This is a genomic window from Bacillus subtilis subsp. subtilis str. 168 (assembly GCF_000009045.1).
Taxonomy (GTDB): domain Bacteria; phylum Bacillota; class Bacilli; order Bacillales; family Bacillaceae; genus Bacillus; species Bacillus subtilis.
On the sequence record NC_000964.3, the window covers coordinates 924,177 to 947,500 of the forward strand.

Annotated in this window: 27 protein-coding genes and 1 rRNA gene (1 of these 28 only partly in view); 19 read left to right on the plus strand and 9 right to left on the minus strand. The window is 43.6% G+C overall.

Annotated features, from left to right (window positions below; genetic code table 11):
- Positions 1–33: 33 nt before the first annotated feature.
- From yfhD to yfhF, 3 genes are all read right to left on the minus strand, one after another.
- On the minus strand, positions 34–225 hold the full coding sequence (yfhD, locus tag BSU_08490) for a hypothetical protein (protein NP_388730.1): 192 nt from the start codon (positions 223–225) through the stop codon (positions 34–36).
- Between the two features lie 66 nt (positions 226–291).
- Entirely contained in the window at positions 292–402 is a 111-nt protein-coding gene (gene yfhE / locus BSU_08500) for a hypothetical protein (protein ID NP_388731.1), read from the minus strand.
- Positions 403–456: 54 nt separating this feature from the next.
- Positions 457–1,368 carry a putative nucleotide-or NAD-binding protein gene (gene yfhF / locus BSU_08510; protein NP_388732.1) on the minus strand — a complete coding sequence of 304 codons (912 nt, stop codon included), beginning with the start codon at positions 1,366–1,368 and terminating at the stop codon, positions 457–459.
- Between the two features lie 88 nt (positions 1,369–1,456).
- Here yfhF and recX point away from each other — a divergent pair, with 88 nt between their 5' ends.
- From recX to yfhI, 3 genes are all read left to right on the plus strand, one after another.
- Positions 1,457–2,251, plus strand: a complete 795-nt coding sequence (gene recX / locus BSU_08520) for a regulatory protein RecX (RefSeq protein ID NP_388733.1) — start codon at positions 1,457–1,459, stop codon at positions 2,249–2,251.
- A gap of 1 nt (position 2,252) precedes the next feature.
- The gene (gene yfhH / locus BSU_08530) at positions 2,253–2,567 is read left to right on the plus strand and encodes a hypothetical protein (RefSeq protein NP_388734.1); all 315 of its coding nucleotides are present in this window, start codon (positions 2,253–2,255) and stop codon (positions 2,565–2,567) included.
- 142 nt (positions 2,568–2,709) lie between these two features.
- The gene (gene yfhI, locus BSU_08540; RefSeq protein ID NP_388735.1) at positions 2,710–3,903 is read left to right on the plus strand and encodes a putative efflux transporter; all 1,194 of its coding nucleotides are present in this window, start codon (positions 2,710–2,712) and stop codon (positions 3,901–3,903) included.
- 32 nt (positions 3,904–3,935) lie between these two features.
- On the opposite strand, the gene sspK is transcribed toward yfhI, so the two are convergent.
- On the minus strand, positions 3,936–4,088 hold the full coding sequence (gene sspK, locus BSU_08550) for a small acid-soluble spore protein (protein ID YP_054573.1): 153 nt from the start codon (positions 4,086–4,088) through the stop codon (positions 3,936–3,938).
- Between the two features lie 124 nt (positions 4,089–4,212).
- Here sspK and yfhJ point away from each other — a divergent pair, with 124 nt between their 5' ends.
- The 6 genes from yfhJ to yfhO all read left to right on the plus strand — a co-directional run bounded on the left by yfhJ (position 4,213) and on the right by yfhO (position 10,288).
- A complete protein-coding gene (gene yfhJ, locus BSU_08560) occupies positions 4,213–4,482 on the plus strand; it encodes a hypothetical protein (protein NP_388736.1) in 270 nt (89 codons plus the stop codon).
- Between the two features lie 144 nt (positions 4,483–4,626).
- Positions 4,627–5,145, plus strand: coding sequence for a hypothetical protein (gene yfhK, locus BSU_08570; protein NP_388737.1), 519 nt, complete (start codon positions 4,627–4,629; stop codon positions 5,143–5,145).
- A gap of 84 nt (positions 5,146–5,229) precedes the next feature.
- Positions 5,230–5,562 (plus strand): factor for peptide SdpC immunity, encoded by a 333-nt coding sequence (gene spdL, locus BSU_08580; protein ID NP_388738.1) that lies wholly within the window; start codon positions 5,230–5,232, stop codon positions 5,560–5,562.
- Positions 5,549–6,409 (plus strand): stress induced epoxide hydrolase, encoded by an 861-nt coding sequence (gene ephM, locus BSU_08590; RefSeq protein NP_388739.1) that lies wholly within the window; start codon positions 5,549–5,551, stop codon positions 6,407–6,409. The genes spdL and ephM overlap by 14 nt, the downstream gene beginning before the upstream one ends.
- Before the next feature lie 232 nt (positions 6,410–6,641).
- Positions 6,642–7,631, plus strand: coding sequence for a putative bactoprenol glycosyl transferase, phage origin (csbB, locus tag BSU_08600; protein ID NP_388740.1), 990 nt, complete (start codon positions 6,642–6,644; stop codon positions 7,629–7,631).
- 71 nt (positions 7,632–7,702) lie between these two features.
- Positions 7,703–10,288, plus strand: coding sequence for a hypothetical protein (yfhO, locus tag BSU_08610; protein ID NP_388741.2), 2,586 nt, complete (start codon positions 7,703–7,705; stop codon positions 10,286–10,288).
- Here yfhO and yfhP read toward each other — a convergent pair.
- The gene (yfhP, locus tag BSU_08620; protein ID NP_388742.1) at positions 10,281–11,264 is read right to left on the minus strand and encodes a putative membrane hydrolase; all 984 of its coding nucleotides are present in this window, start codon (positions 11,262–11,264) and stop codon (positions 10,281–10,283) included. The two genes, yfhO and yfhP, sit on opposite strands and share 8 nt — an antisense overlap.
- Positions 11,265–11,479: 215 nt before the next feature.
- Between yfhP and mutY the strand changes: the two genes are divergently transcribed.
- A complete protein-coding gene (gene mutY, locus BSU_08630) occupies positions 11,480–12,589 on the plus strand; it encodes an A/G-specific adenine glycosylase or DNA-(apurinic or apyrimidinic site) lyase (protein ID NP_388743.1) in 1,110 nt (369 codons plus the stop codon).
- A 7-nt stretch (positions 12,590–12,596) separates the two neighbouring features.
- Here mutY and yfhS read toward each other — a convergent pair whose 3' ends face one another.
- Positions 12,597–12,821 (minus strand): conserved protein related to sporulation, encoded by a 225-nt coding sequence (gene yfhS / locus BSU_08640; RefSeq protein ID NP_388744.1) that lies wholly within the window; start codon positions 12,819–12,821, stop codon positions 12,597–12,599.
- Between the two features lie 81 nt (positions 12,822–12,902).
- On the opposite strand from yfhS, the gene fabL reads away from it, so the two are divergent.
- The 5 genes from fabL to ygaD all read left to right on the plus strand — a co-directional run bounded on the left by fabL (position 12,903) and on the right by ygaD (position 16,915).
- Positions 12,903–13,655 (plus strand): enoyl-acyl carrier protein reductase III, encoded by a 753-nt coding sequence (gene fabL, locus BSU_08650; protein ID NP_388745.1) that lies wholly within the window; start codon positions 12,903–12,905, stop codon positions 13,653–13,655.
- Between the two features lie 68 nt (positions 13,656–13,723).
- Positions 13,724–13,978, plus strand: a complete 255-nt coding sequence (sspE, locus tag BSU_08660) for a small acid-soluble spore protein (gamma-type SASP) (protein NP_388746.1) — start codon at positions 13,724–13,726, stop codon at positions 13,976–13,978.
- 88 nt (positions 13,979–14,066) lie between these two features.
- A complete protein-coding gene (gene ygaB, locus BSU_08670; protein ID NP_388747.1) occupies positions 14,067–14,411 on the plus strand; it encodes a hypothetical protein in 345 nt (114 codons plus the stop codon).
- Positions 14,412–14,554: 143 nt separating this feature from the next.
- A complete protein-coding gene (gene ygaC, locus BSU_08680; protein ID NP_388748.3) occupies positions 14,555–15,085 on the plus strand; it encodes a putative RNA binding factor in 531 nt (176 codons plus the stop codon).
- A gap of 87 nt (positions 15,086–15,172) precedes the next feature.
- Positions 15,173–16,915: a putative ABC transporter (ATP-binding protein) gene (ygaD, locus tag BSU_08690; RefSeq protein ID NP_388749.2), complete on the plus strand. Its 1,743-nt coding sequence runs from the start codon at positions 15,173–15,175 to the stop codon at positions 16,913–16,915.
- Positions 16,916–16,991: 76 nt separating this feature from the next.
- On the opposite strand, the gene ygaE is transcribed toward ygaD, so the two are convergent.
- Together ygaE and gsaB are read right to left on the minus strand one after the other, a co-directional pair.
- A complete protein-coding gene (gene ygaE / locus BSU_08700) occupies positions 16,992–18,053 on the minus strand; it encodes a hypothetical protein (RefSeq protein NP_388750.1) in 1,062 nt (353 codons plus the stop codon).
- A gap of 219 nt (positions 18,054–18,272) precedes the next feature.
- Positions 18,273–19,562, minus strand: coding sequence for a glutamate-1-semialdehyde aminotransferase, class III aminotransferase (gene gsaB / locus BSU_08710; protein ID NP_388751.3), 1,290 nt, complete (start codon positions 19,560–19,562; stop codon positions 18,273–18,275).
- A 152-nt stretch (positions 19,563–19,714) separates the two neighbouring features.
- Here gsaB and bcp point away from each other — a divergent pair, with 152 nt between their 5' ends.
- Positions 19,715–20,188, plus strand: a complete 474-nt coding sequence (gene bcp / locus BSU_08720; RefSeq protein YP_054574.1) for a peroxiredoxin with versatile activity — start codon at positions 19,715–19,717, stop codon at positions 20,186–20,188.
- A 122-nt stretch (positions 20,189–20,310) separates the two neighbouring features.
- Entirely contained in the window at positions 20,311–20,748 is a 438-nt protein-coding gene (gene perR, locus BSU_08730; RefSeq protein NP_388753.1) for a transcriptional regulator (Fur family), read from the plus strand.
- 34 nt (positions 20,749–20,782) lie between these two features.
- Here perR and ygzB read toward each other — a convergent pair whose 3' ends face one another.
- Positions 20,783–21,136, minus strand: a complete 354-nt coding sequence (gene ygzB, locus BSU_08740) for a hypothetical protein (RefSeq protein ID YP_054575.1) — start codon at positions 21,134–21,136, stop codon at positions 20,783–20,785.
- A 207-nt stretch (positions 21,137–21,343) separates the two neighbouring features.
- Here ygzB and ygxA point away from each other — a divergent pair, with 207 nt between their 5' ends.
- Complete coding sequence (gene ygxA / locus BSU_08750; protein ID NP_388755.1) at positions 21,344–22,228, plus strand: hypothetical protein; 885 nt, start codon at positions 21,344–21,346, stop codon at positions 22,226–22,228.
- 291 nt (positions 22,229–22,519) lie between these two features.
- Positions 22,520–23,324: ribosomal RNA gene (gene rrnD-16S / locus BSU_rRNA_22) — ribosomal RNA-16S — on the plus strand; it runs 750 nt beyond the window's last position.

Genomic DNA, 23,324 nt, shown 5'->3' on the forward strand with positions numbered 1-23,324 from the left:
CCCTTGTCTCAAACGGAGACAAGGGGTTTTTCATTAACGAGATTTCTTTTTCGCTCTGTTGTCGGCTGCTTTCGCACGCTCTTGCGCTTCGCGGTCATCTGCATCAGCAAGCTCGGTTGAATATTCTTCGTAAACGCCGTCAGTTTCCCTTTTTAAGGCATCGGGAACTTGTGGAAGCTTTTGTTTGTTTTTATCACGGTTTTTGTGGATATGATTTCTGCCCATATCAAATTCCCCCTAAAAAGTGATATCAAACAAATATAGTATTTGGTTTTAAGGGGCTATGTATTCCTACTTCCGCTTAGCAGCTTTTTCCGCTTTTTTAAATTCGCCTGAATAAAGAACTTCCTGCATTTTTTTCAGGTTGGCGCCTTGCTGGTGCTTCTCCCTCTTTTTTTCCATAAAAAGGACCTCCTTCAACCATGTTATTCTTAAGGTTGACGCTTCCTGCTGTTTTTATACAGTCTTTCGGTCCGCTATCAGCTGTGAGAGTGCAAATTCAAGATCCGAATATGTAAAACGAAATCCAGAGGTTATCGCTTTTTTCGGAAGAGCGCGCTGTCCTTTCACAATCAAAAGACTCATTTCACCCAATGCTTTTGATAAAAAGAATTCCGGGACGGGGAGCCAGTGCGGGCGGTGCTTCACCCGTGCAATCGTTTTTCCGAATTGCTTCATGTCCACAGGATTGGGCGCGGTGACATTCATTGGGCCTGAGATGCCGGCGTTTTCCACCGCATATCGGATCATCTGGGCCGCATCCTCGACATGAATCCATGACAGCCACTGCCTTCCCGTTCCGATCGTTCCGCCGGCCAGAAACTTATAGGGGAGAATCATGAGCGGGAGAGCGCCTTTTTCTCCAAGCATCACGCCAAATCTCGCATAAACTGTCCGGATGCCCATCGCTTCAATATGCTGTCCTTCCTTTTCCCACAGGTGTGCAGTATGGCTGAGAAAATCCTCATCTGACGTTGCAGAATCCTCTGTGAAAGTTTTCTCAAGGCTTGTGCCGTAAATGCCCACGGCACTGGCTTGGATCAATGTCTTCGGCTTCTCCTTCTGTTTCTGAATAAGCCGCTGCACTTCACGCGTCGCATTGATACGGCTGGAGAGAATGTGCTGCTTCGTTTTTTCTGTCCAGCGGCCAAAAATCGATTTTCCCGCAAGATTTATCCAGACATCAATATGAGGAAGTTCCTGCTCCGGTGCGGCTCCTTCCGACAGCCATTGGACATATGTCATATTTTTTTGTTCAGTTTCCCTTGCGTTTCTTGATAAAATATAAACATGGTGTCCCTGGCGGGTAAGAACGCCTGTCAGATGCTGGCCGAGAAAACCGGTTCCGCCCGTCATTGCGATATTCATGAACATCTCTCCTCATCGTTCTAATAAATATACTTTACCTCATTGTAATAAAAGAAAACGCGTTTCAGGCCTGAGAAGGGAGATTAAGATGCCGTTTATTACAAAAATATCAACGCAAAAAAAGAATACGGAACGCTTCAATATTTTTCTGGATGATAAATACGCCTTCAGCGTGGACGCGGATGTGCTCGTGAAATTTGAGCTCAAGAAGGGAAAAGAACTCGATGATCTTGACATCATTGAGATTCAATACGGCGATGAAGTGAAGAAAGGCTTCAACCGTGCGCTTGACTTTTTATCCTATCGAATGCGGTCGACGAAAGAGGTCGAGGATCACTTAAAGAAAAAAGAAACCTCGCCCCCCGTCATTGCGGAAGTCATCCATAGGCTTAACGATTACAAGTACTTAAACGACCAGGAATTTGCCGCAGCCTATGTCAGCACTCACAAAAAAACAAACGGAAAAGGCCCTGATGTTTTGTTCAGAGAGCTAAGAGCGAAGGGAATTGATGACGATACAATTAAGGAGGCGCTAAGTTCCTTTTCCTTTGAAGATCAGACAAGAGAAGCGGTCAAGCATGTTGAAAAGCTTCTCAAAAAAGATAAAAAGCTTTCGACGAAAGAACTCAAACAGCGCGCCCAGCTGCAGCTTCAGCGCAAGGGCTTCTCATTTGATGTTATCAGCGCGGCGATGGATCAGATTGAATATGAAAATGATGAAGACACAGAGAAAGAAGCGCTGCGCCTTCACGCGGAAAAAGCGTTTAGAAAATACCGCTATGACGGCTCATATGAAAGCGCCATGAAGGTCAAACAATTTTTATTCCGCAAAGGATTCTCACTCGATTTAATCGAGCAATTACTGCAGGAAGAGGAGTACTGAAATGGAGAAACGATACAGTCAAATGACACCGCATGAACTCAATACCGAAATCGCATTACTTTCTGAAAAAGCAAGAAAAGCCGAACAGCATGGAATCATAAACGAACTGGCAGTGCTCGAACGGAAAATTACGATGGCAAAAGCATATTTGCTGAACCCGGAAGATTACTCACCGGGAGAAACATATCGTGTGGAAAACACTGAGGACGAGTTTACCATCAGTTATTTAAATGGCGTTTTCGCATGGGGATACAGGACCTCTTCCCCTCAGCAAGAGGAAGCGCTGCCAATCTCAGTATTGCAAGAAAAAGAATAAAGCGTAACAGGAGGCTGATGATCAGCCTCTTTTTGTTTGCAGCACATTTACACGAATTCTTAAAGAAAAAATCATTGAATTCACTTGAAAAATCTTTTAAGATGAAACTCGTTGTTTTTTAAAATCAAAGGAGGCGATGACGTTGAGTATCAAAAACCCATCTGTAAAATTTATTATATTTGTTCTTATGATTTGTACATTTTCAATCGGCTATACAGAATACGCGGTGATGGGTATTTTGACGTCGATTGCCAATGACTTTCATATACAGGTTTCATCCGCAGGGCTTCTTGTCACGGCTTATGCGGCAAGCGTTTGTTTGACAGGGCCGCTCGTCACCATCATTTCCGTCAAGCTTCCGAGAAAGCCTGTGCTTCTTGGGCTGATGGCGATATTTATCCTTTCCAACCTGATGAGCGCACTGGCGCCGAATTTTGCGGTATTGGCCATTTCAAGAATTTTATCTGCGTCCATTCACGGCGCTTTCTTCGCGATTGCCATGGTATTCGCAAGTGAAATGGTTCCGCCGGAAAAGCGTGCTGCAGCTGCTGCTTCAATGAACGGCGGACTGACAGTGGCTCTAATGCTTGGTGTTCCATTCGGCTCTTATCTCGGAGATGTCCTGAATTGGAGAGCGGTGTTTTCCATCATTACGGCACTTGGTGTCATCGGATTTTTAGGCCTTATGGCTGCCGTGCCGAACAGAAAACCAAAAGTGATCCCAATGCTTATGAATGAGTGGGGTGTTTTTAAACACAAACAAGTGCTGTTTTCCTTCGCGATTACCATTTTAGGCTATTCCGGTGTCTTTATCGCCTACACCTTTATCGAACCCATTTTGAGGCATTCAGCCGGATTCAGCACGGTTGGCATTACAGGTGCTCTCTTTGCGTATGGATTGGGAGGCGTTGCCGGGAATTTCTTTGCTGGAAAGGTACCGCTGCCTTTGCTGACTCGGACGATGATCGGCGTAATGATCGGTTTAATCGGTGTTCTGGCTGTATTTCCTTACATCGCCATTTACCCGGCTGCAGCCATTGTGGCAACGTTCCTATTCGGGGCATGCGCATTCGGCACGCCGCCTCTTCTGCAAACAAAGGTCATTTCCTCATCTGAGGGCGGCACAACCATTGCCGCAGCTGTCAGCGTATCAGCATTTAACCTTGCCAATGCCCTTGGTGCATGGATCGGCGGAATGATTTTAAACGGAACAGGCTCTTATTCCTGGCTGTTTGCAGGAGGTGCGCTTATGACCGCATGCGGACTTGTGCTTTCTACCTTCGCACACTTATCAGAAAAGAAGAGCGTCTACGAATATCAAGTCAATAAAGGGTAAAAAACAGCTGCAGTGTATGCAGCTGTTCTTCTTTACCGTTTGCCTGAGGCTCTCATTCTTTCTTGAGGATGCTGATTGATAGATCCGTCAGCACGCTTTGAAGCATAGTCGTCCTTTGCTCTCGGTTCACCCTGAAATTTGTTTTCGTTTTCGTAAGGAAATCCTTTTTCTTTATTTCGGACCATGTCATATCCCCCTAGGTTCGAGATCAAAAAGTTGCGTCTTTTCAGATGAAGACGTAAGGTTAGTATATGGAGAACACCACGTAATAAAGCGTTATTTTTTTCCTGAAGAAAGGAGACTGCACACATGAATATGTACATTGAGAAACTGACTAATCTGCTTCTGGAAAAGAACGAGATGATCAGCTATATACAGGCAAAAACGTGGGTGGAATTGTTATGGAGCGATTTCGAAGCAACCTACGCAAAAGCCGGACACGCCTATCAAGGTGAAAAAATGACTGAAAAAATCGTCACACAATGGATTGAAAACTATGGCGGCCAGCTCCACCTTTTTCAAAGCTCCCGTAACGACGTGAATGATTACTTAAATCAAAGCAGAGGCCTTTTGCATTAAAAACCTGCCGTTAACGACCGGCAGGTTTTTTCATTTTCTTAAAATTACCTTAACAGGAAGAAATCATAAACAAAACATGTTTCACCAGCCTGTCAATCAGGGAATACCACTTATATCTTGTCAAAATGCGAGGAGGAGCTTTATATGAAAAAGAAACAAGTAATGCTCGCTTTAACAGCTGCCGCAGGACTGGGTTTGACAGCACTTCATTCCGCTCCCGCAGCAAAAGCTGCGCCCCTTCACGACATATCTGTCAGCATGCCATCATCCGATACTTACATCATAAAAGCAGGAAAGCTGAATGTCCGGACTGAGCCAAATCATGAAGGTGATATTCTCGGCACTGTATCATCAGAACAAAAGGTAAAAGTCGATAGGTTCGTAAATGCCGATTGGGCTCAAATTCATTTCAAAGGAAAGAAAGCATATATTTCAACTCACTTTTTAATGAAAACCGCAAGCCAAGCGAAAACAACGAAACAGACAGCCTTCTATACACCGACGCCCGAAAACGGAAAAGCTAAGCAGCTCTCATCTGGAACAGAGGTGACAATACTTGGGTGGGGATTCAGTGAAAACGGCGGATTTGACTTCACTTGGGCGTTCGTGGATTATGGCGGAGTTAAAGGCTATATTCACACAAAGGATTTACAAATGCGATAAAAAGGCAGGCCGAGGCTTGTCTTTTTGCCTATGCATGAAACATTTCTTCTTTCTGCACGTAACAATGAGAAAGGAGATGATGATATGACGGGTTTAGTCGGCGGAGGGCTTATGATCATTGCGGGCATACTGATCAAACTGTTTCCTCCCAAATCGATCAACAGTGTGTACGGATACAGAACGAGACGCTCAATGTCAGATCAAAGATTATGGAATGAAGCGAACCGTTACAGTGCATCATTAATGATCCTGTCAGGCTTGGTGATTGCGGGAATGGGTTTGCTGCTGGGATCAAACTTGTTTATTCTTCAGCTTATCCTGCTGATTGCCGCCTGTGTCATAACATTTATGCTAACGGAGAAAAGGCTGAAAATCATGACGCACAGTCAAGGAGGAGATAGAAGTGGACGGAGTTAAATGCCAGTTTGTCAATACGAACGGAATCACGCTTCACGTTGCAGCCGCAGGACGGGAAGATGGCCCGTTAATTGTCCTGCTCCATGGATTTCCTGAGTTTTGGTACGGCTGGAAAAATCAAATCAAACCGCTTGTTGATGCGGGTTACCGGGTCATTGCTCCTGATCAGCGGGGCTACAATCTCAGTGACAAACCGGAAGGAATTGATTCGTATCGGATTGATACATTAAGAGATGATATCATCGGGCTTATTACGCAATTCACTGATGAAAAAGCAATTGTCATCGGTCATGACTGGGGAGGAGCTGTCGCATGGCATTTGGCTTCCACACGCCCGGAATATCTTGAAAAACTGATCGCGATCAATATCCCGCACCCGCACGTCATGAAAACCGTAACGCCGCTTTATCCGCCGCAATGGCTGAAAAGCTCGTATATCGCATACTTCCAGCTGCCCGATATACCGGAGGCATCACTAAGGGAAAATGATTATGATACATTAGACAAAGCGATTGGATTATCCGACCGTCCCGCGCTTTTTACATCCGAGGATGTCAGCAGGTACAAAGAAGCGTGGAAGCAGCCGGGCGCGCTGACAGCTATGCTGAACTGGTACAGAGCCCTCAGAAAAGGAAGCTTGGCAGAGAAACCCTCTTACGAAACAGTACCTTACCGAATGATCTGGGGAATGGAAGACCGCTTTTTGAGCAGAAAGCTTGCGAAAGAGACGGAAAGGCATTGCCCGAATGGACATCTCATCTTTGTTGATGAAGCTTCCCATTGGATTAACCACGAAAAGCCAGCCATCGTCAATCAGCTGATTTTGGAATATCTTAAGAACCAATAAGCTAAAATTTCTCTCCATCCGTCTGTCATAATGGCAGACTTTTTCTGTGCGTTTTTTTTCATAGTCTGTTTTAAACATGACAAAATAACATTAAAAATCATGAATGTCACCATAAAATTGTAACAAAAAACAGGTTTAAACGACTTTAAAAAAAGGAATAGCCTTACTGAAGATTTGTGTAAAACTCCCCTAAGGCAATACTTAAAAAGAATAATAAAAAGAAGGTGCCTTAATGAAGCAAGGATTAATCTCGATTATTATCCCGTCTTACAATGAAGGGTATAATGTTAAACTCATTCATGAATCTTTAAAAAAGGAATTTAAAAACATTCATTATGACTATGAAATATTCTTCATAAACGACGGAAGTGTTGATGACACGCTTCAGCAGATCAAAGACTTGGCAGCGACGTGCAGCCGGGTAAAATATATATCTTTTTCTCGAAACTTTGGAAAAGAAGCCGCAATTTTGGCGGGCTTTGAGCATGTTCAGGGCGAGGCGGTTATTGTCATGGATGCCGATCTGCAGCATCCGACATATTTGCTGAAGGAATTTATCAAAGGCTACGAAGAAGGGTATGACCAAGTCATTGCCCAAAGGAACAGAAAAGGGGACAGCTTTGTCCGCTCACTCTTATCATCTATGTATTACAAGTTCATTAATAAAGCGGTGGAAGTCGATTTGCGTGACGGTGTCGGTGACTTCAGATTGTTAAGCCGCCAAGCTGTGAATGCACTTTTGAAGCTGAGCGAAGGAAACCGCTTCTCAAAAGGCCTTTTTTGCTGGATTGGCTTTGATCAGAAAATTGTATTTTATGAAAATGTCGAACGAAAAAACGGCACCTCCAAATGGTCGTTCAGCAGTCTGTTTAACTACGGAATGGACGGCGTCGTTTCATTTAATCATAAGCCGCTGAGATTATGTTTTTATACAGGCATTTTCATCCTGCTGCTTTCCATCATTTATATCATTGCCACATTCGTTAAAATTCTGACTAACGGTATTTCTGTGCCTGGGTATTTCACCATTATCTCAGCAGTGTTATTTCTCGGCGGAGTACAGCTGTTAAGTCTTGGAATAATAGGTGAATATATCGGCCGAATCTATTATGAAACAAAAAAACGCCCGCATTATTTGATCAAAGAGGCGAATATCCCGAACAAAGACCTGCCTGAAACGAACGAATTAAAAAGCATGCGGCGTCTGACAAAAATGCACTGAAAATACCAAGCGCCATTGGCAGTGCTTTTTTTGCGTGTCTATTATCTTAAAAGCAAGACTGGAGAATTCATATGAAAAGAAAACATATCATGATCTATGCGGCCAGTTTGCTGGTGTCCGTTCTGGCACACGCTTTTTTTGTGAAAGAATGGGCGGAAGGCAGGTATATGACAGGTCCGGGTGACGGGCTTGCGCAAATGATCGTATTTAAAAAATTATTATTTGACCAATATACACACGGGAATTTTTTCTACAATTATTCATTCGGACTTGGCGGCGGCACATTCAGTCAGCTCGGCTATTATTTTTCTGCGTCTTTTCTTTTTCTTGCTGTGTCTGCCGCTGTTTGGCTGCTTCAAGCCGTCCAGCTGATCGGAGAAACGGATACGCTTTTTTGGGCAGAGTCAGCTGTTTTTATCAGTATTTTCAAATTGAGCTTGATCATCTTTACGTCCGCTTCTGTTTTTCATTATCTTCTTAAGCACAGGGCGGCATCGTTCACGGGAGCCGTGTTATACGGCGTCTCAATTATTTATTTCCGTCACGAAGCGTATTGGGAATTTTTCACCGATACAATGGTTTGGCTTCCGCTGCTTGTGCTTGGCGCAGAAAAAATTATTAGAGAGCGGCGTCCGGCGTGGTTTATCGTTGCGTGTTCGCTGACGTTAATCAACAATTTTTACTTTGCATACATAAACCTTATATTCATCGGAATCTATGTGCTGTTCAGATGGCTGATCCGTTTGGAACCACATGAAGAGAAAAGATGGATTCAAATCAGATTATTTCTCGTTTCAGGCTTCATTTCTTTTGGCATCAGTGCGGCGGCGTTTGTGCCGGTAGTATACGGTTTTTTAAACAACCTGCGCCCTCCATACAGCCAGAAAATAGAGTGGCTCAATTTCGATGATAATATCTTATTTTCGAGCCGGATCATCATTGTGCCGGCCGCTTTTCTGCTGTTTTTGTTTATTATTTCTTTTTACAAAAACCGTGTGTTTCGTCTCTTTGCCGGGTTGAGCCTGCTGTTTATTCTGTTTCATTTCAGTCCGTATGCGGCAAGCGTCTTTAACGGTTTTTCCGCCCCGCAAAACCGGTTTGAATATGTTCTGGCCTTTACCATTGCGGGAGCAGCTGCGGCTGGTTTGTCACAGCTGTCTGAATTGAAACGGAAAGAACTGCTCCCGGCCGCAGCTGTCGTCCTGCTTCTTTACTTGTATCATATCCAAAGGTATAAGCTCGATATATGGAAGCCTGCGAATGAAAGTATTCTATTGCTCTTACTCATGACAATCGCAGCCTTGTTTGCTGCAGCTTTTGCGAAAAAACGGGCAAAAATGGCTGTGTACGGTATAATCATTCTTTCTTCGCTGTTTGTCGCCAACTCCTATCAAAAATACGCGCTCTCAGAAGGCGGCGATTTGGACAGTGTGACAAAAGAATATCTTACAAGTGAGGAATACAGAGGGCGGGAATCATCTGAGCTCATCAGACGTTTACAGAAGGAAGACGATGACCCGCTCATGAGAATCGACTGGATGAACGGGGTCCGCAATAATACGCCAATCATTTACGGATTTAATGGCTTCAGCGCGTATTCCAGCATTTTAAACAAAGATCTGCTGGCCTTCTATTGGAATGATTTAAGCATCGATATGGGCAGGGAAAGCGTCAGCCGTTACGCGTCATTGGGAGACAGGGCGAATTTATACAGCCTGCTTTACGGCAAATATTATATGACCGAAAAAACAAACGAAGCCAGCGTCCCGTACGGCTTCAAAAAGCATTTAGAAACAGAGCATTATGCAGTTTATGAGAATCAGTACATGCTTCCATTCGTTAAAACAGCGGATGCCATATACAGCGAAAGTGAGCTGGACCGATTGCCCGCTCTTGCGAAAGAACAGGCGATGCTGAAAGGAATTATATTAAAAGATCCATCAGGAAAAACGGAGCAGACACCAAAACCGTCCAATTTGATCACCAAGTCGGACATCACCGCAAAACAAGCCCAGTATCAAAACGGGCTGCTAACCGTAACTGGAGAAAACGGAGGAGAGCTGATCATCACCCCGAAACAGCCATCATCCGCTCCGGGAGACTACTATGTCAGCTTTTATTTGAAAAGCAAAGCAAAAGACAAAGGATTTACATTAAAGGTAAATGATTATGTCACAACAAGGAAATCGAACAAATCGATCTATAAAACCGGAGTAAATAATATAACGGTAAGAGTGCCTAAATCAGGCCATATCTCAATCAATCTTCCGAAAGGAACCTATGAGCTGAGAAACATAGCGCTCTATGAAGAAAATTACCAAACGCTGAAAAACGCTGTAATGCAAAATAAAACAGAGAAAGCAGACAAACTGAATTGGAACAAAAATCGACTGACCTTTTCCTATCATCTGTCAAAAGACCAGTACATCATGCTTCCGATCCCATATGAAAAAGGCTGGGAGCTGAAGATCAACGGAAAAACACAGAAGATCGAAAAAGCGGATTATGCTTTTATAGGCTTCAAGGCGCAAAAGGGAGACAATCACATTGAGCTGACTTACTATCCGCCATACTTCAAAATATCGGCGATCATATCTCTCGTCAGTCTGCTGCTTGCTGTTTTTTATATAAGACGTAAAAAGCCCGGCTCTATATAGAGCCGAGCTTTAATTTTTTCTGAAGTTTTTCTTCGCTGAATATCCATCCCGTATAGGATGAACGAATCGTGAGATCATGGCCGATATGAACAATTGCGACAAACGGATAATGGCCTTTGCTCCGATAACGCAGGTCGATAAATCTCACCTCATAATGATCTTTAAACGTATCCACTTCCCACCGGTATACCGGAGAAAAGGACAGAAACGCCGCGATGTTATCATCCTGCTTTGCCGCATGCATTACATCGGTTTCAGGAACAGGCACCCGATTAAATGTATCCAGAATCACGACATGTCCTTCCATGCTTCTTCCTACATAGAAAGCATGTGCTGTCGTCACTGCGATTCGCCATTGCCTGAATTTCATCGTTGGAGAAATAATAATGCTTTCGATCTCATCATGAATCATCTCATGAAGCTTCCGTTTAATTCTCAGCTGCATGATCAGGCGCACCAAGTAGTAGCCTACCAATATGATATATAAGCTGAGAAACGTGATGCCGGGACTCCCGCCTGCATACCAAATCGCGATAGCTGCCAGATGGCTGATAAAAATAAACGGATCAAACGTATTAATCAGCCCGAGCGCAACCCATTTTTTCGAAAACGGACGAATGGCTTGTGTTCCATAGGCGTTGAATATATCAACAAAGACATGCAGAACGACTGCCAGCAGTGTCCACAGCCACAGGTGCAGAAAATCGGCCTGAGGATAAAATAAATACAGAATCGCCGGGATGATGACAGACCAAAACAAAACGGCGGGAATTGAATGGGTAAATCCTCTGTGATTCCTTATATAAACAGCATTGTTTTTAAGCTTTAACACAGTATCAATATCCGGAGCCTGAGAGCCCGCAAGCGTTGCGATCATAACAGCGTGAGCCATTGCCGGATCTGATCCGACAACAGGATCAAGCGTCGCAATACCGCCCAGTGCGATGCCCATAACGACATGTGTGCCCGTATCCATAGGTGACCTCCTTGCAGGGTGATCCTGCACATTCACTTTGTAAGAAATTCCCCATTTTCATATACCCAATTTTTAAACTGATTCAATCGTTCTCATATGTTTCCGCTTTTTCTTTATTACTATTTAATGTAACATATTATCGTACTGTGCCCTTAGTGTACAACAAAAAACAGTCTAAAGAAAAGCGGGGCGCGAAAGACTGGGGAGAAACACATATGAACGTACTTGAAGACAAATTAAAACAAAAAGACATACAGCAATTTCGCGATGATTTAATCTCATGGTTTGAACGAGAGCAGCGCGTTTTGCCGTGGAGAGAGGACCAAGATCCATATAAGGTGTGGGTATCTGAAGTGATGCTGCAGCAAACGAGAGTAGAGACAGTGATTCCTTACTTTCTCCGGTTTGTAGAACAATTCCCGACAGTGGAAGCGCTCGCTGATGCTGATGAAGAAAAGGTGCTGAAAGCATGGGAAGGGCTCGGCTATTATTCGCGAGTCAGAAACCTGCAAAGCGCGGTAAAAGAAGTGAAACAGGAATACGGCGGCATTGTTCCTCCAGACGAGAAAGATTTTGGCGGGTTAAAAGGCGTCGGCCCTTATACAAAGGGAGCGGTGCTCAGCATTGCCTACAATAAACCCATTCCCGCGGTTGACGGAAATGTGATGCGTGTCATGTCCAGGATTCTATCTATTTGGGATGATATTGCCAAACCAAAAACAAGAACGATCTTTGAAGACGCCATACGAGCTTTTATTTCCAAAGAAAAACCATCTGAATTTAATCAGGGCTTGATGGAGCTTGGAGCCTTGATCTGTACGCCAAAATCACCCTCATGCCTGCTTTGCCCGGTTCAGCAGCATTGCTCAGCATTTGAAGAAGGCACTGAACGGGAGCTTCCGGTAAAAAGCAAAAAGAAAAAGCCCGGGATCAAAACCATGGCCGCGATCGTACTGACTGATGAAGACGGACAAGTGTATATCCACAAACGGCCGTCTAAAGGTTTGCTCGCCAACCTGTGGGAATTCCCGAATCTTGAAACACAAAAAGGGATCAAAACTGAGCGTGAACAGCTCATTGCTTTCTTAGAAAACGAATATGGCATACAAGCTGATATCAGTGATCTGCAAGGTGTAGTCGAGCATGTTTTCACCCACCTGGTATGGAATATTTCAGTGTTTTTCGGTAAAGTAAAACAAGTGTCGGATACCAGCAAGCTGAAAAAAGTAACGAAAGAAGAGCTCGAACAATTTGCGTTCCCGGTGTCACATCAAAAAATCTGGAAGATGGCAGGAGAAGCAGCCGCCATCTCGGCTGCTCCGTAAACCATTCTTAATCGTAAGAGACGCGCGTGCCGTGGCTGTAGTCCGCTTCATTGCGCTTCATTCCGCCGCGCGCTTCAATTTCTTGCGTTAATTCCCGGTATTTTGATTGGCCTTCTTCGTTCAAATAAGGCATAATTTGCTGAAAGGCATGATGAAAATAAGCGAGTTCACTGTTCTTCCAATCTTTTTTGGAAACCATGTTCAATTCGCTCATATCACGTCCGACATACATAACAGAAGACCCCCTTTAAAGTTCTTGCCATTATTGTTTGTGGAAATAAAAGAACTATACGCTACAAGGAGATGAGGAAAAATGGAACAAAATAAATGTGCACTCGTAACAGGAAGCAGCCGCGGTGTCGGAAAAGCGGCCGCGATCAGACTTGCTGAGAACGGCTATAACATCGTCATTAACTATGCACGCAGCAAAAAAGCAGCATTAGAAACAGCGGAAGAAATCGAAAAGCTTGGCGTTAAAGTGCTTGTCGTAAAAGCAAACGTAGGACAGCCTGCAAAAATCAAAGAAATGTTTCAGCAAATTGATGAAACGTTCGGCAGACTTGATGTTTTTGTCAATAATGCCGCTTCAGGAGTACTAAGACCTGTCATGGAATTAGAAGAAACACACTGGGACTGGACGATGAACATTAATGCGAAAGCATTGCTTTTCTGCGCTCAGGAAGCTGCCAAGCTAATGGAGAAGAACGGTGGCGGGCATATTGTCAGCATTAGTTCATTAGGCTCTATCCGCTATCTTGAAAACTACACCACGGTCGGTGTATCAAAAGCAGCGTTAGAGGCTTTAACCCGTTATCTTGCCGTTGAGCTTTCACCAAAACAAATTATCGTCAATGCTGTTTCAGGCGGAGCGATCGACACAGATGCGCTGAAGCACTTCCCGAATAGAGAAGATCTGCTTGAGGATGCGCGCCAAAATACGCCGGCGGGACGCATGGTCGAAATTAAAGACATGGTTGATACTGTGGAGTTTCTAGTGTCTTCCAAGGCTGACATGATCCGCGGACAGACAATTATCGTTGACGGCGGACGCTCACTGCTCGTTTAAAAATTTTTAAAAAAGAGGAATAGCTATACGATCACCTGCACATTCTAATGACCGTGGAGGTGATAACAATGGCTAACTCAAATAACTTCAGCAAAACAAACGCTCAACAAGTTAGAAAACAAAACCAACAATCAGCTGCTGGTCAAGGTCAATTTGGCACTGAATTTGCTAGCGAAACAAACGCTCAGCAAGTCAGAAAACAAAACCAGCAATCAGCTGGACAACAAGGTCAATTCGGCACTGAATTCGCTAGTGAAACTGACGCACAGCAGGTAAGACAGCAAAACCAATCTGCTGAACAAAACAAACAACAAAACAGCTAATCACTGAAACAGAAAAAAGCACTTCATCTTCGGGTGGAAGTGCTTTTTTCTGTTTGAAAAACGACAAAACTTGTGGAAGGTCTACAGAATGAGTCAAAGGGTTTGCTTTATGGAGATCGAAATGATTAAAGGAGGAAATGTTTATACTTTCATCAGGCTGAAGGAGGAACCGATGACCGAATTTGAAAAGCTGGTAAGTGAACAGATGAAAACGATGGATAAGCTTCTCGATCTCCAATCAGAGCTCGACCGCTGCAAACAAATTGAGGCGGAACTCCGGCATTTGGAAAGGGATGCAAGGCTGCGTGGGATTCAGGCTGAAATTGCGGTAAAACGGAAACACCTTGCCGATATACAGGATATGTTTCAAAAGCAGACAGAGCAGGTCATTCGTTCATATCGCAGCTCAGAAAAGCCGTCTTCCTTTGTGTAGTGCAGGAATGTGCCATTCCCCGGCCGGAATGGCTCTTTTATTTTCATTTTTCAATTTGTAACGTTATAATAGGTAAAAGACGTTGTCGGTAAGCAAATTTGGACATACTAACTGTAGGGCTTTATAGAAAGTAGGGGAGAAATATGGGCTATCCCAAGGAAGGAGAAACCATTCAAATTCACAGCTATAAGCACAACGGGCTGATTCATAGAATTTGGAATGAGACAACAATCTTAAAAAGTACAGAAATGTGTGTCATCGGAGCCAATGACCGGACGATGGTAACCGAATCAGACGGCCGGACATGGATAACCAGAGAGCCCGCAATCTGTTATTTTCACGCAAGACAATGGTTTAATGTCATCGGGATGCTGAGGGAAGACGGGGTTCATTATTATTGCAACATCAGTTCTCCGTTTGCCTATGATGGCGAAGCAATTAAATATATTGATTATGACTTAGATGTTAAGGTTTTTCCTGACATGACCTACAATATTCTCGATGAAGACGAATATGATGATCATCGGAAAGCCATGAATTATCCAAAAGAAATCGACAGTATTTTAAGAGACTACTTAAATACGCTGCTCCATTGGATTCACCAGCGTCAGGGACCGTTTGCGCCCGAGTTTGTCGATATGTGGTATGAACGGTATTTGCGCTATACAAAATAATGGTTACGTAAAAACCTGTTGCGGGGTACAACAGGTTTTTCACATGGGCTCACACACATCATGATAAAGAGAGAGGGGGAATCAACCGTGGGGGTTATGAAACGCTACATGCAATTCGTCAAACCTTATAAGAAGCAAATTTTCGTTACAGTGTTAATCGGGATCGTAAAATTCTCCATTCCGCTTGCTCTCCCATTGCTTCTGAAGTACGTAGTTGACGACATTATTCAAGGAGGCGGCACGGCCAGTGACAAAACCACGTCATTGTTCACGATTATGGCGATCATGTTCGCCTTATTTTTAATTTTGCGCCCGCCTGTTGAATATTACCGGCAATATTTTGCCCAGTGGACTGCCAGCAAGGTGCTTTATGATATAAGAGCTAAGCTGTTTGACCATATACAAAAACTGAGCCTTCGTTTTTACGCGAATACAAGAACAGGGGAAGTCATTTCCCGAGTGATTAATGATGTAGAACAAACAAAGGATTTCGTCATCACAGGGCTGATGAATATATGGCTCGATATGCTGACGATTTTGATTGTAATCTCTATCATGCTCACACTGGACGTTAAATTAACGCTGATCTCTATCGTTTTATTCCCATTATACGGAATATCAGTGAAGTATTTTTACGGCCGTTTACGAAAGCTGACAAGGGAGCGCTCACAGGCTCTTGCTCAAGTGCAGGGGCATTTGCATGAACGCATTCAAGGCATGCCTGTCATCAGAAGCTTTGCGATAGAAGATCATGAACAGGCTCAATTTAATGAGAAAAACGGTCATTTCTTAGATAAAGCCATCCGCCACACGAATTGGAACGCGAAAACCTTTGCGGTCGTTAATACCATTACAGATTTGGCGCCGCTCATCGTCATAGCGTGCGCCGGGTATTTTGTCATTAATGGACCGCTGACAGTCGGAACAATGGTCGCGTTTGTCGGATATATTGACAGAATGTACAACCCTGTTAGAAGGCTGATCAATTCCTCTACAACTTTGACACAGTCAATCGCATCAATGGACAGGGTGTTTGAATTTATTGACGAGCCCTATGAACTCACTGACAAACCAAATGCGATAAAGGCCGATCAGATTCGCGGAGGAGTGGAGTTTCAAAACGTTTCGTTTCAATATGAGAAGGACAAAGAAAATATTCTTCATGATGTATCCTTAAAAGTAAATAGAGGAGAAACTGTAGCTCTCGTCGGCATGAGCGGAGGAGGAAAATCAACGCTCGTCAGCCTGATCCCAAGATTTTATGATGTAACAAGCGGCAGACTGCTGATTGATGGGACGGATATTCGCGATTATGAAGCAAGAAGCCTTCGCAACCAGGTTGGTATGGTGCTTCAAGATACCTTTTTATTTAGTGAAACGATTCGGGAAAATATCGCGATCGGCAAGCCTGATGCCACACTTGAAGAGATAATCGAAGCCGCCAAAGCTGCAAATGCCCATGAATTTATCATGAGTTTTCCAGAAGGATATGAGACCCGGGTGGGGGAACGAGGCGTTAAGCTTTCAGGCGGACAAAAGCAGCGGATCTCAATTGCGCGGGTATTCCTGAAAAATCCGCCGCTCCTCATTTTAGATGAAGCTACATCAGCTCTGGATTTGGAAAGTGAGCATTACATTCAAGAAGCGATGGACAAACTGGCGAAGGATAGAACAACTTTTGTTGTCGCCCACCGTTTATCGACAATCACCCATGCGGATAAGATTGTTGTCATGGAAAACGGGACAATCATTGAAATCGGAACCCATGATGAACTCATGGACTATGAGAGCCAATACAAGCACTTATTTACCATTCAAAATTTGAACTAAAACATCAATCTTATATCCTTTTAACGAAGGATATAAGATTTTTTTGTATATAAAAAAACCCGGCTGTTTAACCGGGTTACTCTTCTGTTTCTATTTCGCAGTCTTTCGGATGATACGTTTGAAAACTTGTGATAAGTGTTTCTAAATGTTCAAGCTGCTCGCGATATTCCACGGCGCTTGCCATAATATTGAGCATGTTGTAATCAATAAGCTCCTCATCCGTATTCTGCTGATTTTTTAAAAATGACTTTGTTAAAAGCTGCTTATACCGGATGCCTTCTTCAACCGCGTCATCATGCGGCTTGATTTTTCCGACAAACCTCATCAAAATCCGCTCGTGCCAGTAAAGCAGGTAATCAAGTTCTTCAGTCAATGTTTCCTGAAACTCTTCCGGCATATGATAGATCTCGTTTTCCAGACGATGCAGCTTCTTCAATGTATCAAGCGCCCGATTTGCAGTAATAATGGCCTGTCTGAACAGGACAAGCTTTCTTGATTTCACATAAGTCGTTTTCTTAAAGTAACTTCTTTCTTCTTTATATAGAAGATATGTCTGATCAAGCTTGATCATTTTTTCTTTCAGTTTTTCAATATCCTCTTTCAAAATCGAATGCTCTGTCGACTGCCGCATGGACAATCTGATCCACTTCATAATTTCTTCGGTGTTTTCGACGGTATTATGAATCAGCTTTGTTTCGTACTTAGGAGGCAAAAACACAAGGTTGACGATAAAGGAAGAAAGCACCCCTAAGATGACTGTGCTTGTTCTGATCAGCGCGAACATTAAAAAGTCGTCACCGGCAGATTCTAATATCGCAATGACTGTTACAAGAGCAATTGAAATTGTATGTTCAATTTTAAGTTTCAGCATGATTGTAATGACAATAACTGCTGTTAACCCGATCATAATCGGGCTGGGTCCGAAAATAAGGCCGAACACTGTGGCAATCACAGCTCCGATGATATTTGCTTGAACCTGGTCAATAATAATGAGAAAAGAGCGGTAAATCGACGGCTGGATCGCAAATATCGCTGCAATTCCAGCGAAAATCGGCGCGGGAAGCCCGATCCACGAAGCCAAATAAAGGGCAAGTGTAATCGCAATCCCGGTTTTGAAAATGCGGGCACCAAGTTTCATTGGTTTGTGCGTGCATTCCTTTCTATAGTAAATTGTGTGACATAGCAAATGGGCTAATCCTTAAAATTCCCGGTTAGTTTATTTGCTAAACAATTAAGTAATATACAGGGATCGATACAAATATTCAAGCTATTTTTCTAGAAAAAGACCAAAATCTTACACGCTGTTTGATTCCATAAAAAAACAGGAGCTCAAAGCTCCTGTTCAAGGTATTTGATTCTAGTTTTTTAGATGTTTAAATGCATCCTCGACCGCTGTAAGCGTGTCTTTAATATCCTGCTCTGTATGTGCTGTGGTAATAAACCAAGCTTCATACTTAGAAGGTGCTAAATTAATTCCGCGTTCCAGCATCAGCTTGAAAAACGTAGAGAATGTTTCTCCGTCACTCCGTTCAGCCTGCTCGTAATTTTCCACTTTCTCATCAGAGAAGTATACCGTGAGCGCACCTTTTAACCGGTTGACCGTAATGGTGATGCCGTGTGTTTCTGCGTGCTTCAAAATGCCTTCCTCAAGCATAGCGCCAAGGTGATCAAGCTTTTCATACACGCCTTTTTCTTTGAGCACTTCCAGACAAGCGATGCCTGATAGGATGGAAGCGGGGTTCCCTGCCATTGTTCCTGCCTGATAAGCAGGCCCTAGCGGAGCTACCTGCTCCATGATTTCTTGTTTGCCGCCATAGGCCCCAATCGGAAGTCCGCCGCCGATAATTTTCCCGAGTGCTGTTAAATCTGGTTTCACCTGTAAGAGATCCTGCGCGCCGCCATACATAAAGCGGAAAGCCGTAATGACTTCATCGTAAATAACGAGAGCCCCTGCATTATGTGTTAATTCATTTACTTGTTCTAAGAAGCCCTCTTTCGGCTCCACGATACCGAAGTTGCCGACAATCGGTTCAACGAGAACCGCCGCGATTTCACTGCCCCATTTTTCAAGAGCTGCTTTATAGCTATCGATATCATTAAATGGTACTGTGATCACTTCGTTTGCAATGCTTTTCGGTACACCGGCTGAGTCTGGTGTGCCGAGAGTAGACGGGCCGGAGCCTGCGGCGACAAGCACAAGGTCCGAATGCCCGTGATAGCAGCCCGCAAATTTAATGATTTTTGTCCGGCCTGTATATGCGCGAGCCACGCGGATGGTCGTCATAACGGCTTCTGTACCCGAATTGACGAATCTTACTTTGTCCATAGCGGGAATGGCTTCTTTGAGCATTTTTGCAAATGTAACCTCGTGTTTCGTTGGTGTTCCATACAATACACCGTTCTCTGCTGCTTTTTTAATCGCTTCTGTAATATGCGGATGGGCATGTCCTGTAATAATCGGACCGTACGCCGCTAAATAATCGATGTATTTGTTGCCGTCCACATCCCAAAAATAAGCGCCGCTTGCTTTCTCCATTGCAACAGGAGAACCGCCGCCGACTGCTTTATATGATCTAGACGGGCTGTTTACACCGCCGACAATGTGCTGTAATGCCTCATTGTGAAGTTCAATTGATTTTGTATGCAAGAATAAAAACCTCCTATATCTCCATGCGTCCTTTCTATTGTAGCATGCTTCCGAACAAGAACAATGGCTTCGGGCTTCAGATTCAGCTGAGATGGTTGTAATCTGGACAAGAATTGGATACGCTTAATAAAAAAACATCCGGAGGTAACGTAATGACTATAGAAATCGGACAAAAAGCGCCTGATCTTGAGTTAAAAGGTGATCATGGGGAAACAGTAAAATTATCGGATTATAAAGGAAAGTACATCGTGCTTTATTTTTATCCAAAGGACATGACACCGGGATGTACAACTGAAGCATGCGATTTTCGGGACAGTCACGAAAGCTTCGCCGAACTGGATGCCGTCATTATCGGCGTCAGCCCGGACAGCCAGGAAAAACACGGAAAATTTAAAGAGAAGCATAACCTTCCATTTCTGCTTCTTGTTGATGACGAGCATAAGCTGGCGGAAGCATTTGATGTGTGGAAGCTGAAGAAAAACTTCGGAAAAGAGTATATGGGAATCGAGCGTTCCACTTTTTTAATTGATAAAGAAGGCCGGCTCATTAAAGAATGGAGAAAAGTAAAAGTAAAGGACCATGTAGCCGAAGCGCTTCAAACCCTCAAAGATATGTCTGAAAAGTAAATCTCTATGAGCCTATGCTTACTTTTACCCTGATATCAATTGACAAATTATCGTAGAAAGAGTTACACTAATTATAAACATTACAATGTAAGAATTTTTTTTAGAAGAGAGGTGCATGACGGATGGCTGCACATGAACTAAAAGAAGCCTTAGAAACGTTGAAGGAAACCGGAGTTCGCATTACTCCTCAACGTCATGCGATTCTGGAATATCTCGTTAACTCTATGGCTCATCCAACAGCGGACGATATATATAAAGCTCTGGAAGGGAAATTTCCTAACATGAGCGTAGCGACGGTATATAACAATTTGCGTGTGTTCCGGGAATCAGGTTTGGTAAAAGAGCTCACATACGGTGATGCTTCCAGCAGATTCGATTTTGTCACATCCGATCACTATCACGCGATTTGCGAAAACTGCGGTAAAATTGTGGACTTCCACTACCCGGGCCTTGATGAAGTGGAGCAGCTCGCTGCCCACGTCACGGGCTTCAAGGTAAGCCACCACCGTTTAGAAATTTACGGCGTCTGCCAAGAGTGTTCGAAAAAAGAAAATCATTAAAAATAAGCTGACCGCACGAAACGGTCAGCTTATTTTATTTCGACATTTTCTTTTTATTATAAGACTCATCAAATTCTTTTCCTTCTAATCCCTTATCTAAAGTCAGCGGCTCTCGGCAATGCATGCACATATCGACTACTCCTAAAACCTTTGTCTCTTTATCACAGCCTGGACAAATGACGCGAACCGCTTTAGTCGAAAGCATTCCGATCCAAAAGTAAACTACCGTGCTGAGACCGATGGATAAAAGCCCAAGTATCATAAACAAACTAGAAAGCAAAACTGACTCTTTGAAAAAGATCCCGATGTACATAATGATAAACCCAACGAAAACCAAACTTAACGCAAATGTTCTGATTTTATTAATTTTGCTGGAGTATTTCGCCATGTCCATCCCCCTCTGTTTTAACTATAGCACAAACCCGATGGGATTTTCTTCATGTTTTCGGTTGAACTGGAATTTACATATGGAGAGTTACTGTGAAATTGTTTATAATAGTTCAATGTGTTTAGAAAAAAGGAATTTCGTTTTAACCATAGAATTGAATCAAATAGAGAATAAAAAAATTTGAACAATTGCATTGGAGGAATAGTGATGGAAAATCTTCTCCGTCCAATTTACCAAGAAAGAGCAAGTCACCCCAATACATTGGCTGTCATTATGATTGAGAGAAGAAACAAAACATCTTCCTTAACAGATAACTTTGATGCAGCTTTGCTGGTGATTGTAAAGGATGCTGATGAGCCAGTTTTTATAAAGCATTATGAATTTGATCATCAAACAGCTTCTTTGCATGTGGTAACAGATTCTCAGATTCAAGAATGGATTTTGCTTGGAACAAATAGAAGAATCATAGATTGGATTGTAAATGGCAGAGTCTTGTTTGACCGTAATGAATACGTAGTTGAACTGATTGACAGGCTGAATACATTTCCGTTTGCCGAACGTAAACTGAAGATCGGACTCGAATACGGCAAATTAATCAGAAGGTATGTTGAAGGGAAAGCTTTTTTTGAAGCCAATCAATTTTTAGATGCCTACAATGCCGTTGTTCATGCGCTGCATCATTTAGCACGTATTGAAGTAATCGACAGAGGATTCCATCCCGAAACCACGGTGTGGAGCCAAGTGCGCCAGATGGAGCCCCAAGTGTACAAATTATATTCCGAGCTGATTGAAAGTCATGAGAGCCTGGAAAAAAGACTTGAATTATTATTCTTAGCAAATGATTTTCTCATCCATTCCAAAGCCGAGATCGGTTCGGCGCATCTTTTCGAAGTAATGAAAGAAAAAGACATTTGGCAATTCGGTGAGCTTCTTCAACATCATGACCTAAAGCACTTTACCCAAGATCTTGGCGTTATGCTTGATTACTTGACGGAAAAGGGACTTATCAACGTCTGCCAGATAGAAACGAAAGGACAGGCTGTCTATCACCGAGGATATTCTTTTAAAAAAGGTGTTGACTCTGATTCTTGACCGTGTTATATTATTAAACGTCGCTGATGCGCTTCTGAGAAAACAAGCTCACAGCGGCGGGAAAATAAATCAAAAAAACATTTGACAAAAGAAAGTCAAAATGTTATATTAATAAAGTCGCTTCAACAAGAAGTGAAAATGATCTTTGAAAACTAAACAAGACAAAACGTACCTGTTAATTCAGTTTTTAAAAAATCGCACAGCGATGTGCGTAGTCAGTCAAACTAGGGCCTGCACGACGCAGGTCACACAGGTGTCGCCGCAGGATGCGGTGAACTTAACCTGTGATCCATTTATCGGAGAGTTTGATCCTGGCTCAGGACGAACGCTGGCGGCGTGCCTAATACATGCAAGTCGAGCGGACAGATGGGAGCTTGCTCCCTGATGTTAGCGGCGGACGGGTGAGTAACACGTGGGTAACCTGCCTGTAAGACTGGGATAACTCCGGGAAACCGGGGCTAATACCGGATGGTTGTTTGAACCGCATGGTTCAAACATAAAAGGTGGCTTCGGCTACCACTTACAGATGGACCCGCGGCGCATTAGCTAGTTGGTGAGGTAACGGCTCACCAAGGCAACGATGCGTAGCCGACCTGAGAGGGTGATCGGCCACACTGGGACTGAGACACGGCCCAGACTCCTACGGGAGGCAGCAGTAGGGAATCTTCCGCAATGGACGAAAGTCTGACGGAGCAACGCCGCGTGAGTGATGAAGGTTTTCGGATCGTAAAGCTCTGTTGTTAGGGAAGAACAAGTACCGTTCGAATAGGGCGGTACCTTGACGGTACCTAACCAGAAAGCCACGGCTAACTACGTGCCAGCAGCCGCGGTAATACGTAGGTGGCAAGCGTTGTCCGGAATTATTGGGCGTAAAGGGCTCGCAGGCGGTTTCTTAAGTCTGATGTGAAAGCCCCCGGCTCAACCGGGGAGGGTCATTGGAAACTGGGGAACTTGAGTGCAGAAGAGGAGAGTGGAATTCCACGTGTAGCGGTGAAATGCGTAGAGATGTGGAGGAACACCAGTGGCGAAGGCGACTCTCTGGTCTGTAACTGACGCTGAGGAGCGAAAGCGTGGGGAGCGAACAGGATTAGATACC